The sequence below is a fragment of the Nitrospirillum amazonense genome (assembly GCF_007828035.1).
In the GTDB taxonomy this organism is placed as follows: domain Bacteria; phylum Pseudomonadota; class Alphaproteobacteria; order Azospirillales; family Azospirillaceae; genus Nitrospirillum; species Nitrospirillum amazonense.
Genome location: NZ_VITV01000002.1, coordinates 454,255 through 467,882, shown reverse-complemented (window position 1 = coordinate 467,882; position 13,628 = coordinate 454,255). Strand labels below are relative to the sequence as shown.

The window sequence follows — 13,628 nt, the reverse complement described above, 5'->3', positions numbered from 1 at the left end:
CCGGCGTGCCCGCCTCGACATTTCCAGCCGGCCTGCCAAACTGCGCCCATGGACGCTCTCTTCCTCCTGCCGGGCGCCGTGCGGCGCGATCCCGAGGTCGACGCCTGGTTCGCCCAGGGTGATCCCCTGCGCCTGATGATCCAGCCGTGGTTCGAGGCGCTGCGCGGCTGCGGTGACGATGTGCGGGAACTGATCCACGACCGCCAACCTATGGCATGCGTGGGTGACGCGGCCTTCGCCTACGTCGGCGCCTATACGGCGCATGCCAGCGTGGGCTTCTTCCATGGCGCCGACCTGGACGATCCCGCCAGCCTGTTGCAGGGCACCGGCAAGCGCATGCGCCATGTGAAGCTGCGCTGGGGCCAGGCGCATGATACCGCAGCGCTCACGGCGCTGATCGCCGCCGCCTACCAGGACATGCGGCGACGCCTTCAGAAATAGCGCCGCCCGGCTGGTCCCAAACAGTGCGCCTGGGCGTCGGCTGCTGCACGATGCGCGAACAAAGGAGAGGGACAGGAGCCCGGATTGCGATTCGATCGGGCGCCAAAATTTGACAAATTTTGGCCATATCGTACCATGGCGCTGTTGGATCTGGAAGGAGCGGCCTTGAGATGAGCACCCTGAACGTTTCCATGCCAGAGGCAATGCGAGCGTATGTCGAAAAACAGGCGGCAGAGGGCCAGTACAGCGCCAGCGAATACATCAGACATTTAATCCGCGAAGACCAAAAGCGCCAGGAAGAACAGGCCCGTAAGCTATTGGGTGACTACCTGGTCTTGAGTGCACAGCAGTTGGATGAAGATGATCTCTCGGACGCATCTGTCGAAAGCCTGCTTGCAGAAGGCCGTGCTCGCCGGGAAGGCCAGTCTTCCCGATGACGAAGCAGAGCTATGTCCTTTCCCATGAAGCGGGATTGGATCTAGTCGAAATCGAGGACTACACCGCCCGGGAATGGGGCGATGCCCAGGCGGAATCTTATATTCGAGCGCTATTCCTGGCGTTTGAAAAATTGGCGCGCAACCCACAACTGGGGCGCCGCCGTGCCGATGTTCCCGGGCCATTTCTGGTCTACAACGTTGGCAGGCATTTGATCGTCTATCGCTTCCAAGAGGTGCGTGACCGTCTGGAAATTCTCAACATTCTACACCCGTCAATGGATATTGCTGCACGGATGAAGCAGGCACTAAACCGACGGAAGCAGCGTTTGACCAAGCAATAAGCACTACCGCCGCGCAAGCTGATCCAAGCTCACCGCGCCTTGGGCGGCAGCCCCCGGAGCGCCGACAGTCCTTCCAGCACTTGACGGCTGCGGCTTCAAAAGCGGGGGTGTCCGCCGGAATAGGGTGATTGACGCAACAATGTGTTAGCTGAAGTCCCACTTAAGTTTGTGGGCATCTACGACATCAGCGCCCATGTGGCGGATGAATATGTCGCGAAGCGCATCTTTATGCGGCTGCCATTTCGACACATCTTCCAACAGGTCTATACCCTCGGCCAAAAATAGCCAGTCGACGAATTGATCGGCTGTCACCGGGCCACTTTCCGGAATGAACATGCTGACATGACGCGGTTGATTGTCAACTACGCTTCCGCACCATCCACGACCGACGCAGACCTCATGTATGAGGGCGTTAAACCCCGGCTTTTGAGGCTCCTGCTCCTCATCGGGGGAAGGCGCTATTTCAAAATAGACTTTCATGCTCACCTTTGGCGGTTCCGCATTGTCACCTTGGGCGCTCACCGCCCCTTGGGTGGCAGCCCCCGGAGCGCCGACAAGCCCTCCAGCACTTCACGGCTGCGGCGGCGCGCGTCCATCAGGTCTTCCACGGCCTCCTTGGGCAGGGGCGGGGCGAAGTGGAAGCCTTGGCCGAACTGGCAGTGCAGGCCGCGCAGGAAGTCGGCCTCGGCCTCCTTCTCGATGCCCTCGGCGATGACCTCCAGGTCCAGGGCCTGGGCCAGCAGGGTGATGATGCGGGCGATGGCGCTGCGGCGGTCGCTTTCGCCGGCGGCGCGCACGAAGCTGCGGTCGATCTTCAGGGTGCCGATGGGATAGCGGTGCAGGTAGCTGAGCGAGGAGAAGCCGGTGCCGAAGTCGTCCAGCGACAGCTTCACGTCCTTGCGCTTCAAGGCCTCCATGATGCCCAGGCAGCGGCCGGGGTCGTCCAGCAGCAGGCTTTCGGTGATCTCCAGCTTCAGCGTGCCGGGGGTGATGCGGTGGGTGTCCAGCGTCTCCGTCACCGCCGCCACCAGGTCGTCCTCCATGAGCTGGCGGCCGGAGACGTTGACGCTCATGAACAGGTCGGGGCTGAAGCGGCCTTGCCACTCCGCCAACTGGCGCGTGGCCTCCACCAGGGCCCAGCGGCCCATCTTCAGGATCAGGCCCGTTTCCTCCGCCAGGTGGACGAAGTCGCTGGGCGGGATCATGCCGCGCTCGGGATGGAACCAGCGCATCAGCGCCTCGAACCCCGCCACCGAGCCGTCCGCCAGGCGCACGATGGGCTGGTAGAACAGGCGGAACTGCCGGCCCTCGATGGCGTGGCGCAGATCCGATTCCAGGCGGAGGCGGGTCAGCGCGCGCTCGCGCAGCGCGTCGTCGAACATCTCCACCCGGTTGCGGCCGCTGGTCTTGGCGCGGAACATGGCCAGACCCGCGTCGCGCAGCATGTCGCCGGCCGACGCGTAGCCGGAGCCGGACAGGGCGATGCCGGCGGTGACGTTCATCACCACCTCCTGCCCGTTGGACAGGGTCAGGGGCTCGGCCACCGCTGACGCCAGGCGCTCGGCCGCGTCCACCGCCGCCTTCACGTCCAGCACGCCGTCCATCAGCACGCCGTACTCGTCAGCGGACAGGCGGGCCACGGTGTCGCCGCTGCGGCGGGCGCCGTCCAGCCGCTGGCCCACGGCGCACAGCACCTCATCCCCCACCAGGGGGCCCAGGCTGTCGTTCACCGTCTTAAAGTGATCGATGTCGAAGATCATCACGGCGAACTGCGCCTCTTCCGGCCGTCGCCGGCGGCCCAGCGCCTGGCCGATGCGGTCGAGCAGCAGCATGCGGTTGGGCAGGCGGGTCAGACCGTCGTGGAAGGCGTCGAACAGCAACTGCTGTTCCGCCCGCTTGCGCGCCGTGATGTCGGTCATGGAGCCCGCCATGCGGATGGCCTCGCCCTCCTCATCGCGGATGGCCACGCCGCGGATCAGCACCCACAGCTCCGCCCCGCCGGCGTGGCGGGTGCGCACCTCTTCCTCCAGGTGCGCGCTGCCGCCGGCCAGGTGGGTGTCCACCGCCGCGCGCAGGCGGGGGCGGTCCTCGCCGTCGATCTGGGCGTACCAGTCCTCCATGGTGCTGGTGCGCGCCCCGCCGCCGATGCCCAGCATGGCCGTCCAGCGGGGGGAGCAGTAGAGCTGGTCCGAGGCCACGTGCCAGTCCCACAGCCCGTCGTTGGCGCCCTGGGCGGCCAGGGCATAACGCTCCTCGCTCAGGCGCAGCTGTTCCTCGGCGTTCTTGCGGTCGGTGATGTCGCGCTGGGCGCCGACGATGCGGATCGGCTCCCCCTCATCGTCCAGCACGACGATGCCGCGGCACATCATCCACAGCACATGGCCGTTGCGGTGGGTGATGCGGTATTCGATCTGAAAGGGCTTGCCGCCGGCGCTGGCCTGGGCGTCCAGGGTGGCCTGCAGCCAGATGAGGTCGTCCGGGTCCACCCGTTTCAGCCATTCGTCGGGCGAGGTGCCGATCTCATCCTCGGCATAGCCCAGCAGCGCCTTCCAGGTCTCACCGTAATAGACTTGGTCGGTGCGCAGGTCCCAGTCGTACAGCCCCTCATTGCTGGCCGCCGCCGCTAGGCTGTACCGCTCCAGCGTCAGGCGCTCGCCATCGCTCAAGGCCGGTGCAGCGGCGGGGGAGGGACCCTTCAAACGGGCGGGCTTGCTCACGTTCATGTCAACACCGGCGGCGTGACAAGCACCATGACCAGTCCGCGCGGTGAACCAGCCCTCATAGTCCAATGATTGCCAGTAGATGGGCTGTGCACGCGGGCGCTCGGTTCCAGGGTTATTAATGCAGGGTATACTAAAAAACTCAGCAGTGACACCGTTGGCCTAAACGACGGCACGAGAGCATTGGCATACACCGTCCGGGGCGCAATCTGCTAGAAAGCTTCCATGGAATGGACTGACGACGCCATCGTGCTTTCGGCCCGGCCGTTCGGCGACACCGCCGCGCTGGTGGTCATGCTGACGCGGGAGCATGGCCGTCACGCCGGCGTGCTGCACGGCGGGCAGTCGTCACGCTATCGCGGCGCGCTGGAACCGGGCGCGCAGCTCACCGCCCGCTGGCGGGCCCGCACCGCCGACCAGCTGGGCACCTGGACGGTGGAGCCCGTGCGCTCCGCCACCGGCCTTTACCTGGACGACCCCTTGCGCCTGGCTGCCATCGTCGCGGCCACCGCCTTGATGGACGCCATGCTGGCGGAGCGCGAGGCCCACCCCGGCCTCTATGATGCCACCCTGGCCCTGTTCGCCGCCCTGGACCTGGACATTTGGCCCGCCGTCTACGTGCGGTGGGAGGTGGGGCTGCTGGAGGAAGTGGGCTTCGGCCTGGACCTGACGCAATGCGCCAGCACCGGCCAGCCCGTCGGCAACCCGAACGACCAGCTGGCCTACGTCAGCCCCCGCACCGGCCGCGCCGTGTCGGCCTCGGCGGGGGAGCCCTACCGGGACAAGCTGCTGCCCTTGCCGGGTTTCCTCATCGGCCTGGGCTTCCAGGGCGGCGGGGAGGAGGATGTGGCGGCCGGCCTGCGCCTGACCGGCTATTTCCTGGAACGGCATGTCTTCGCCCAGCGCCATGCCGAGGTGCCGCCAGCCCGCCAGCGCCTGGTGGAGCGTTACTTGCGCACAAATGGCCTTTCGATCCCCGGGACGGATGGGGGGGAGCCGCAGGAAACGTGACCTTTCTACGGCTGCACCATGTCTGGCAATCGGCCCACCATATCTGGTAGTGTCGCCGCACCATGACCGATGCCACCGAGATTCTCGATAAGCCCCTGGCCGATGCGCTGGGCGAGCGTTACCTGTCCTACGCCCTGTCGACCATCGTGTCGCGGTCGCTGCCCGATGTGCGCGACGGGCTGAAGCCGGTGCACCGCCGCCTGTTGTTCGCCATGAGCCAGCTGAAGCTGGAACCCACCACGCCGCCCAAGAAGTCGGCCCGCGTGGTGGGCGATGTCATCGGCAAGTTCCACCCCCACGGCGACGCCTCGGTCTATGACGCGCTGGTGCGCCTGGCCCAGGACTTCGCCGCCCGTTATCCCTTGGTCCAGGGCCAGGGCAATTTCGGCAACATCGACGGCGATAACGCCGCCGCCATGCGATACACCGAGGCCCGCCTGACCGAGGTGGCCAAGGCCCTGCTGGACGGCATCGATGAGGACGCGGTCGATTTCCGCGCCACCTACGATGGCGACGGCGAGGAGCCGGTGGTGCTGCCGTCGGCCTTCCCCAACCTGCTGGCCAACGGCTCGGCCGGCATCGCCGTGGGCATGGCCACCAGCATCCCGCCGCACAACGCCGGCGAGATCTGCGACGCCCTCAGCCTGATCATCGACCGGGAGCTGCTGGTGCCGGAAGATCGCCGCCGGCCGGTGACGGTGGATGAACTGGTCACCCTGATGCCCGGCCCCGACTTCCCCACCGGCGGCGTGCTGGTGGAAAGCCGCGATGCCGTGCGCGAGGCTTACCGCACGGGCCGCGGCGGCTTCCGCCTGCGCGCCAAGTGGGAGAGCGAAAAGCTGGCCCAGGGCACCTGGCAGATCGTCGTCACCCAGATCCCCTACCAGGTGCAGAAGTCCCGCCTGGTGGAGAAGATCGCCGAACTCCTCATGGAGCGTAAGCTGCCCCTGCTGGAGGATGTGCGCGACGAGTCGGCGGAGGATGTGCGGCTGGTGCTGGTGCCCAAGAGCCGCAATGTCGACCCGGCGGTGCTGATGGAACAGCTGTTCCGCAACACCGACCTGGAAGTGAGAATTCCGCTGAACATGAACGTGCTGGACGCCGACCAGGTGCCGCGCGTCATGACCCTGCATGAGGTGCTGCGCGCCTATCTGGACCACCGCAATGTGGTCCTGGTGCGGCGGTCCCGCCACCGCCTGGCCAAGATCGACCATAGGCTGGAGGTGCTGGGCGGCTATCTCATCGCCTACCTGAACCTGGATGAGGTCATCCGCATCATCCGTGAAGAGGATGAACCCAAGGCCGAGCTGATGCGCGCCTTCGGCCTGACCGACGTCCAGGCCGAAGCCATCCTGAACATGCGCCTGCGGTCCTTGCGCAAGCTGGAAGAGATGGAGATCCGCAAAGAGCACGACAGCCTGACCGCCGAGCGGTCGGAACTGCTGTCCCTGCTGGACGACGACGGCAAGCGCTGGACGGCCATCGCCGCCGAGGTCGCCGCCACCAAGAAGCGCTTCGGCCAGGCGACCGAGCTGGGCGCCCGCCGTACCAATGTGGGCGACGCCCCCACCGACGTGGTGGTGCCGGTGGAGGCCATGATCGAGCGTGAGTCGGTCACGGTCTTCCTGTCGGAGAAGGGCTGGATCCGCGCCGTGAAGGGCCACCTGCCGCCCGCCGAGACGGCGGAGGCCAAGTACAAGGAGGGCGACGCCGAGCGCTTCGTCCTGCATGCCGAGACGACGGACAAGCTGCTGGTGTTCTCCAGCACCGGCAAGTTCCACACCATCGGTGTCGACCGCCTGCCGCGCGGCCGCGGCTTTGGCGAGCCGGTGCGCCTGATGGTCGATCTGGGCGACGCCGACATCGTCACCGTGCTGCCCTACCGCCCGGGCAAGCGCCTGCTGGTGGCGTCCAGCGACGGCCGCGGCTTCCAGGTGGATGCGGACGAGGTGGTGGCGCAGACCCGTGCGGGCAAGCAGGTGCTGAACGTGGGCGACGGCGCCACGGCGCTGGCCTGCGTGCCGGTGGAGGGCGACACCATCGCCGTCATCGGCAACAACCGCAAACTGCTGGTCTTCGCGCTGGAGGAACTGCCCGTCATGGTGCGCGGCAAGGGTGTCGCCCTGCAGAAGTACAAGGACGCCAGCCTGTCCGACATCTGCGTGTTCGAAAGCGCCAAGGGCCTGTCGTGGAAGATGGGCGGGGCCGGCGACCGTACCCGGGTGGAGACCGACCTGTCACCCTGGCGCGGCGCGCGCGGCACCCAGGGCAAGCTGCCACCCAACGGCTTCCCGCGTAACAACCGGTTCTGATCCATCCGGTCAGGACCCAAGGAAAAACGCCGGAGTGGCGACCACTCCGGCGTTTTCATTTTGGGCGGGGCGATAAGGTTTTACTGCCCCTTGGTCACCATGATCCCGGCGTTGGCCGCCAGGATGTAGGAGGTGGTGGTGGCCACGGTGGATTCGTTTTCGAACCACAGGAAGGGCCAGGCCACCTTCTGCTCCGGGAAGTCCGGCTTGATGACCAGCACGCCCGGCACCATGGCGCCCGGCACGGTGGAGTAATCCGCCCGGTTGTGGGTGTAGGCGATCATCTTGGATTCCGTGCCCACGGTGGAAACCAGGGACAGGTTGGTCGCCGGGTGGCGGCCCAGCACATAGTCCAGGGCGTCCAGGGTGTACTGGGTGCCGATGATGCCGGGGAAGGCCTTGTGCAGCAGGTACATGTTGGTGCCGAAGCCGGCCACCTGGCCCGAACCGGCCCAGGTGCCCATGGCCACCGGCACGCCGAAGGGCGTCTTGGCGGCCTCGGCGTCGATGGCGGCCTTGGCCTCCGTCACCGCCTGGGTCAGCTGCGCGCGGTAGTCGGCATCCATGTAGGGCAGGGCCAACGTCGCCATGCCGCCCAGGAAGGCGAAGCGCTGCTTGATGGTGGGCAGCAGGGACTTCAGCTTGTTGGTGTACAGCGGATCGGCGCCCTTGGTGGTGATCACCAGATCCACGGTGGCGGAAAAGGCGGCCATGTCGATGAGATCCGCAGGGTTCCAGTCACCCCGTTCCGGCCGGTCCAGGCGGTCGCTGGGATCCTGCTGGTTGGCCCACATCACCTTGGCGGCGGCCAGTGCCTGGGCGGCCAGGTCGGGATCGATCTCCCCCAGCACGCGCGAGGCGGCAGCCAGGGCGCCGGCCACATGGTAATCGTCCGCCGGCACGTCGGAGGTGAAGGCCCAGCGGTCGTCGGGCACACCGGAATAGGTGCCGTTGCTCTCGTTTGGACCCAGTTTGGGATCATAGATCAGGCGGTCGGTCTGCGATCCGGCGTCGCCCAGGTGGGTGTACTGCTTCAGGGTCGGCTCGATGATGCCGACGATGGCATGGCCGAAGACCTTGTACTGCGCCAGCAGCTGCAGGGTGCCGTGGCGGATCTGCTGCAGCACGTCGGGGATGCCGTCGGGCTTGCGGATCTCCACCTGGCGCGCCGCCTCGTCGATGGTGTCCTCATCCCAGTCCATGCCGAACAGTTCCCGCGCCCGCACCAGGTCGCGCACCACCCAGGCGTTGTCGGAGGTCTGGATGTCATAGTCGCCGGCATCCTGCCACCCGCCCACGTTCAGGCCGGGAATGTGCTCCCCCGGCTTGAAGGGTGAGTCCAGGTGCGGGCCCATTTTATATCCGTCGAAATGGTGGATGTTGGGGGCGGCCTGCCGGGCGTCGTCGATGTGGGACAGGCCCTGCCACGCCCGGTACTGCTCGCGTACCGCGATGTGGTCCATCTGCTCCGCCAGATAGGTGTCCAGGGACGGCTGCCAGATATGGTCGTAGGCATCGGGGGCGATGCGGAAGGGATTGAACAGGTGCCCGGCGTAGGAGATGGCGTAGATGCCGGGCGTGCGCACCGAGGAGAAGTCGAAGGTGGCGTAGTCGTAGCGCAGCCACTTGCCCCAGGGCTTGATGGTGCCCTTCAACGCCACGGTCTGGCTGCCGTCGGCGCCGATGCGCACCAGCTGGATGTCCTTGGGCGCCTTCATGTGCGGGTCGAGTTCGACGGTCGCGACCTTGGCCCGGTCGGGCGTGTAGCCCGCCTGGTTGAAGGCGACGACGGGATCGCGCACCCAGTTCTTGATGACGTTGGGATGGACATGCCAGACGATGGCGTCCGTGGTCTTGCCCGCCGGGATCAAGGCGCGCACCACGAACCAGCCATTCTGCGCCCGGTTGCGGGCGTCGTACAGCGCCAGGGGCGACGTGTCGGACGTGATGGCCACCCGCGTCAGGGGATCCTCCGGCGCCAGCACGATGGAAGACCCGCCCGAGGCCAGCGGCAGCGGGTCGCCCGAGCCGTCCTTGGCCATGGGGCCGGCGGGATTGCGCGGGAACAGGCCCGAACTGTCACCCAGCACATAGGTCTTGCCGAAATAGCTGGTGGGCAGGAAGTCCAGGCTGAAGGCGGCTTTGCCGACATACTCCGCCGGCAGCGGCTGATCCATGTTCACCGCCACGCGGAAGCCGGTGCCCTCCGGCGTGATGACCAGGCGGTAGCTGAAGCCCTGTTCGGGGAAGTTGCTGTACACCGTCAGCTGGTCGGGGCCGGGGCCGCGCTCGCGTTTCACGAAGGCGGGGACGGGGTCCCACTGTTCCGGCGTGGGGTTCAGGCGCACGGCGCCGTCGGTGGCGATACGCTCGCCATGCAGCACGATCTGGATGCCGGCGTTCTTTTCGTCGCGGAATACCGGATGGAAGTGCATCTGGTCGACGATGACGCTAAGGCCCTGCATCTCCAGGGTCTCGTTCGGGCTGACGGTCAAGCCCGAAGAGCCGGCGATGGCCGGCGGCGTGGCGGCAAGACATGATTGGATAAGCCATGGCTGAATAGCCAAGGCGGCGGCGAACCAGACTGCCCGCATGGATGTCCCTCCCGTTAGCGTTAACATTTTTATGTTAACGGTACCATTTTGCCCACACTGTGCGGCAAAGCGGGCGCGGACACAACCCCCAAGCGCCAGGTGCCGTCGCGGCGCATACGGGCCTGGAGGAACATCCATCTGGCCCCGCGCTTCCGTCTCCGCCGGCCTCTCGCCGCCGGCTGCCTGAATCGGGGACAGCGGATGGCCGTCTTCCTGCTTTTCGTGGTGCTGGCGCTGGTTGCAGTCTGGACACCGTGGCACGCCTGCGCCTTCGCCGCCTTCAGGTCCGGTGGGGAAGGGAGCGCGCGCCGCGCTTTCTTCAGGAAATGGGTGATGACCAGCCTGCTGCTGTTCGGCGGCGGCACGCTGGGGGCGCTGGCCCTGCTGGGGCGCCTGCGCCAGCTCTGGGACCTGCCGCCGGAGTTCGACTCGCTGGCGGCGCCGGCACGGGCCATGGGGGCCACGGTGCTGGTCGCCGCCGCCACGGTGGCCGTCGCGGCCTGCGCGGTGGTCGTGGTGGCGGTCGCCTGTCGGGAGCGGGGACGGCTTCTGCCGGCTGTGTTCGGCGATGTCGAGGCCTTGCTGCCGCGCGATGGCGCGGAGGGGGCTTGGGCAGCCGTCCTGTCGCTGAACGCCGGCCTGACCGAAGAGGCGACGTTCCGCCTGCTGCTCCCCCTGCTGATCACCCTGGCGGTGGGGGATGCGCCCTTGGGCATGGCCGCCTCAGCCCTGGTGTTCGGTCTGGCGCATCTGTATCTCGGATGGCGCGGGGTCGCGGCCACGATGATGGCGGGGGTGTTCCTGTCCCTGGTCTACCTGGCGGCGGGCAATCTTCTGGTCCCCGTCGCCGTGCATGTGGCCACGGACTGGGTCGGCCTGCTGGCGCTGCCCCGGCTGGTGGGATGGCGGCGGCTTGGCCAGCCTTAACGGGCGCGAACCGTGATCGTGACGGTATCGCTGAAAAAGCCGCCATGACGCACCGTCTGGCGCGGCAGGCTCAGCAGGATGCTGCCGGTGCGCAGATCCGTCTGCGGATCCAGGCGGTTGATCACCTGCGGCTCGCTCAGCGGGCGGCCATCCACTTGGTCGTAAGAGATGGTGTAGGGGATCTTGTTGCCGCTGGCGTCGACAAGGGCGCCGCCGTTGTTGGACGACAGCACCACGGTGTAGCCGGCGGACTCGTTGCAGTGCTCACCCAGGTCACCCAGCATGACGTTGCCGCCGTCCGTCGACAGGCTGGTATCGCCGGTGGAAACGGACACGAAACAGTTGGACTCCACCACCCCCTTCACGGCGATGTTCAGCGCCATCGCCGACTTCACCGCCGGCAACGCCAGAACCAAGGCCAGGAACGCAGGGCGGATGAAACCGCTGACCGCACGCATGGAACGCAGGCACCCTTTTCTCAAGATCCTGGCGCGGCACCCCCCATGGGTACCGCTATCAAGCATATCGCAACACAGCAATATACATGCCGTTAATTCAGCGGCGATATGGCGCTGCCGACTCGCGTTTCGATGGGAGCCTCTTGCTCAATGAAAGAGGCTTTTGCATTGTGCAATGAATTTTGGAAATGTGACGGCGTGTGATGGCAAAAAACCGCTGTCAGGACGCGGGATCCAGCGGCAGCCAGCCGTCCCGGCCCAAGGCCTCCAGCGGCTGGAAGCGCCGCTTGTAGTCCATCTTGCGGCTACCCTCGATCCAGTAGCCGAGATAGACGTGGGGCAGGCCCTCACGGCGGGCTTGATCCACCAGGGTCAGGATCAGGTGGGTGCCCAGGCTGCGTTCCGGCATGTCGGGATTGTAGAAGCTGTAGACGGCCGAAAAGCCGTCATCCAGCCGGTCGGTCAGAATCGCGCCCATCAGGGTGCCGCCGCCGTCGCGCAGGGTGTACAGCCGGCTGTCGACCTGGCCTTCCTCGATCATGGCGGCATAGTCGGTCATGCCCATGCGGCTCATGTCGCTGTCGCTGTGCCGCGCGGCCTGGTAGCTGGCGAAGACCTGGAACTGTTCCGCCGTGGCGCTGGCCGGCTGAACGCCCGCCACCAGGTCGGCATTGGCGCGCATGACCTTGCGCATGGTCTTGTTGGGGCTGAAGGTGGCGACGGGGATGCGAACGGGCACGCACGCGGCGCAGCCGCTGCAGACGGGGCGATAGACGATGTCGTGGCTGCGGCGGAAACCGGCGCGGGACAGGGCGGAATTGACCCCGCTGGCCTGCTGACCCACCAGGCGGGTGAACAGCTTGCGCTCCATGCGCCCGGGCAGATAGGGGCAGGGCATGGGGCCGGAGCGGTAGAATTGCTGCAACGGCCGGGAATGGGGGGGGATGACGGACATCCGCGCCTTTCGTGAACGGTCAGGGCCCCTGGGACATCGCCCCGAGGGCAAGGGAGCGAATACTGGGCCTACTCAAGAACCATGCCGGCCAAAACGATATCCGATGTCGTGGACAGGATGAACTTTACCGGGAGATGTAAGGCCATACCAGAGGCATTCCCTTTGGGGGTAACCGTGTTCTTCAGTGTCCGCCGCCTTCCGGCCGGCTGGTGACCGAGGGGGGCGGGGGCGGCACGGGCTGGCCGGCCGGGGTGGTGGGGACGCCTGAGGGCGTGGTGGCCGCGCCCCGTGGCGTGGCCGTTTCCGTCAGGGGATGTTCGCGCAGCACGGTGATGCTGATGCGCCGGTTGCGCGGCGACTTGGGATCCTCAGGGAAGAGCGGGTCGCGGTCGGCCAGCCCCACGACGGAGGCGATGCGGTCCTCGGCCACGCCCGCGGCGGCCAGGGCGCGTCGGCTGGCATTGGCGCGGTCCGACGACAGTTCCCAGTTGCCGTAGTTGCCGCTGCCGTTGTTGGCGAAGGGCGTGTTGTCGGTGTGGCCGGTGATGGACACCTTGTTCGGCAGCTTGGCCACCGCCTGCGCCACCAGCGACAGAAGCTGGGCCGTCTGCGTGTTCATCTTGGCGCTGCCGGACGGGAACATGGAATAGCCATCCTGGTCCACCAGGTTCAGCCGCTCCCCCTCCGGGGTGCGCTGCATGATGACGTTCTGCTGCAGGGCCTTCAGCTCCGGCACCTGCTGGATGGCCTGGCGGACCTCTTTCTCGATTTCCTTGAACTGCTGGTCCTCATGCTGGGCCAGGGCCTGCTTCAGCTCCTGCTCGTCCACCTTGCCGTCGCCGTTCTGGTCCATGTCCAGCCGGCCGTCGCCCGACTTGCTGCCGTCGCTGCGCCCGCCGTTGTTGTCGGTGGTGCCGCTGGTCTTCTCATCCTTGCCGTCCGGCTTGCCCTGGGCCTCGTCCGTGGCATCCTCCACCGACTGGAAGGCGTTGGAGGCCTGGGGACGGGAGGGCAGCGGCACCGCCACCGAGGTGGGGGAGCTGTTGTTCATGGCGGCACCGTTGACCGTGATGGTCTTGCCGCCCAGCACGCCGCCGGCGCCGCTTTCCTGCTTGGACGGGGTGGCGGGGCTGAAATAGTCGGCCAGGCCCAGCTTCTGTTCCGCCGTGGTCACGCTCAGCAGCCACAGCAGCAGGAAGAAGGCCATCATGGCGGTGACGAAGTCGGCGTACGCCACCTTCCAGGCGCCGCCGTGGTGCCCGTCGCCGCCCTTGTTCACCTTCTTGATGATGATGGGCGCCTTCTCGTCGCCCCCCGCGCTGGCCAAGCCGGTATCCCCCATGCCTTCCGTGGGCGACCAGTGTAACCGGGGGCGGGGGCGGCGCGACAGATCCTAAATGGCCCGGCCGCGATGAACGCCCCTCCACGGTCC

At 66.7% G+C, this 13,628-nt stretch carries 12 protein-coding genes; 6 read left to right on the top strand and 6 right to left on the bottom strand.

Going from position 1 to position 13,628, the window contains the following annotated elements; all coding sequences use genetic code 11:
• Positions 1 to 48: 48 nt before the first annotated feature.
• The 3 genes from FBZ87_RS06110 to FBZ87_RS06100 all read left to right on the top strand — a co-directional run bounded on the left by FBZ87_RS06110 (position 49) and on the right by FBZ87_RS06100 (position 1,219).
• Entirely contained in the window at positions 49 to 441 is a 393-nt protein-coding gene (locus FBZ87_RS06110; RefSeq protein ID WP_145609447.1) for a DUF1801 domain-containing protein, read from the top strand.
• A 170-nt stretch (positions 442 to 611) separates the two neighbouring features.
• A complete protein-coding gene (locus FBZ87_RS06105; protein ID WP_145609446.1) occupies positions 612 to 878 on the top strand; it encodes a ribbon-helix-helix domain-containing protein in 267 nt (88 codons plus the stop codon).
• Positions 875 to 1,219, top strand: coding sequence for a type II toxin-antitoxin system RelE/ParE family toxin (locus tag FBZ87_RS06100; RefSeq protein ID WP_145609445.1), 345 nt, complete (start codon positions 875 to 877; stop codon positions 1,217 to 1,219). Before FBZ87_RS06105 ends, FBZ87_RS06100 begins: the two co-directional genes overlap by 4 nt.
• A gap of 144 nt (positions 1,220 to 1,363) precedes the next feature.
• Here FBZ87_RS06100 and FBZ87_RS06095 read toward each other — a convergent pair whose 3' ends face one another.
• The gene (locus tag FBZ87_RS06095; RefSeq protein WP_145609444.1) at positions 1,364 to 1,705 is read right to left on the bottom strand and encodes a hypothetical protein; all 342 of its coding nucleotides are present in this window, start codon (positions 1,703 to 1,705) and stop codon (positions 1,364 to 1,366) included.
• A gap of 32 nt (positions 1,706 to 1,737) precedes the next feature.
• Entirely contained in the window at positions 1,738 to 3,942 is a 2,205-nt protein-coding gene (locus FBZ87_RS06090; RefSeq protein WP_246134260.1) for a putative bifunctional diguanylate cyclase/phosphodiesterase, read from the bottom strand.
• 222 nt (positions 3,943 to 4,164) lie between these two features.
• Between FBZ87_RS06090 and recO the strand changes: the two genes are divergently transcribed.
• Both recO and parC read left to right on the top strand, forming a co-directional pair.
• The gene (gene recO, locus FBZ87_RS06085) at positions 4,165 to 4,950 is read left to right on the top strand and encodes a DNA repair protein RecO (protein ID WP_145609442.1); all 786 of its coding nucleotides are present in this window, start codon (positions 4,165 to 4,167) and stop codon (positions 4,948 to 4,950) included.
• 62 nt (positions 4,951 to 5,012) lie between these two features.
• On the top strand, positions 5,013 to 7,262 hold the full coding sequence (gene parC / locus FBZ87_RS06080) for a DNA topoisomerase IV subunit A (protein ID WP_145609441.1): 2,250 nt from the start codon (positions 5,013 to 5,015) through the stop codon (positions 7,260 to 7,262).
• A gap of 80 nt (positions 7,263 to 7,342) precedes the next feature.
• On the opposite strand, the gene FBZ87_RS06075 is transcribed toward parC, so the two are convergent.
• Positions 7,343 to 9,856, bottom strand: a complete 2,514-nt coding sequence (locus FBZ87_RS06075; protein WP_145609440.1) for a glycoside hydrolase family 9 protein — start codon at positions 9,854 to 9,856, stop codon at positions 7,343 to 7,345.
• 333 nt (positions 9,857 to 10,189) lie between these two features.
• Between FBZ87_RS06075 and FBZ87_RS06070 the strand changes: the two genes are divergently transcribed.
• Positions 10,190 to 10,783: a CPBP family intramembrane glutamic endopeptidase gene (locus FBZ87_RS06070; RefSeq protein WP_145609439.1), complete on the top strand. Its 594-nt coding sequence runs from the start codon at positions 10,190 to 10,192 to the stop codon at positions 10,781 to 10,783.
• Here the strand turns inward: FBZ87_RS06070 and FBZ87_RS06065 are convergent.
• The 3 genes from FBZ87_RS06065 to FBZ87_RS06055 all read right to left on the bottom strand — a co-directional run bounded on the left by FBZ87_RS06065 (position 10,780) and on the right by FBZ87_RS06055 (position 13,523).
• Positions 10,780 to 11,241: a hypothetical protein gene (locus FBZ87_RS06065; protein ID WP_145609438.1), complete on the bottom strand. Its 462-nt coding sequence runs from the start codon at positions 11,239 to 11,241 to the stop codon at positions 10,780 to 10,782. The genes FBZ87_RS06070 and FBZ87_RS06065 overlap by 4 nt on opposite strands.
• 220 nt (positions 11,242 to 11,461) lie before the next feature.
• Positions 11,462 to 12,196, bottom strand: coding sequence for an arginyltransferase (locus tag FBZ87_RS06060; protein ID WP_145609437.1), 735 nt, complete (start codon positions 12,194 to 12,196; stop codon positions 11,462 to 11,464).
• Between the two features lie 181 nt (positions 12,197 to 12,377).
• The gene (locus FBZ87_RS06055) at positions 12,378 to 13,523 is read right to left on the bottom strand and encodes a flagellar motor protein MotB (RefSeq protein ID WP_145609783.1); all 1,146 of its coding nucleotides are present in this window, start codon (positions 13,521 to 13,523) and stop codon (positions 12,378 to 12,380) included.
• Positions 13,524 to 13,628: the final 105 nt, after the last annotated feature.

Bases quoted from the DNA above. Each gene is read 5' to 3' on its own strand.
- FBZ87_RS06110 (WP_145609447.1), top strand. From the start codon at position 49: ATGGACGCTCTCTTCCTCCTGCCGGGCGCCGTGCGGCGCGATCCCGAG.
- FBZ87_RS06100 (WP_145609445.1), top strand. From the start codon at position 875: ATGACGAAGCAGAGCTATGTCCTTTCCCATGAAGCGGGATTGGATCTA.
- FBZ87_RS06090 (WP_246134260.1), bottom strand. From the start codon at position 3,942: ATGAACGTGAGCAAGCCCGCCCGTTTGAAGGGTCCCTCCCCCGCCGCT.
- FBZ87_RS06105 (WP_145609446.1), top strand. From the start codon at position 612: ATGAGCACCCTGAACGTTTCCATGCCAGAGGCAATGCGAGCGTATGTC.
- recO (WP_145609442.1), top strand. From the start codon at position 4,165: ATGGAATGGACTGACGACGCCATCGTGCTTTCGGCCCGGCCGTTCGGC.
- FBZ87_RS06075 (WP_145609440.1), bottom strand. From the start codon at position 9,856: ATGCGGGCAGTCTGGTTCGCCGCCGCCTTGGCTATTCAGCCATGGCTT.
- FBZ87_RS06065 (WP_145609438.1), bottom strand. From the start codon at position 11,241: ATGCGTGCGGTCAGCGGTTTCATCCGCCCTGCGTTCCTGGCCTTGGTT.
- parC (WP_145609441.1), top strand. From the start codon at position 5,013: ATGACCGATGCCACCGAGATTCTCGATAAGCCCCTGGCCGATGCGCTG.
- FBZ87_RS06060 (WP_145609437.1), bottom strand. From the start codon at position 12,196: ATGTCCGTCATCCCCCCCCATTCCCGGCCGTTGCAGCAATTCTACCGC.
- FBZ87_RS06070 (WP_145609439.1), top strand. From the start codon at position 10,190: ATGACCAGCCTGCTGCTGTTCGGCGGCGGCACGCTGGGGGCGCTGGCC.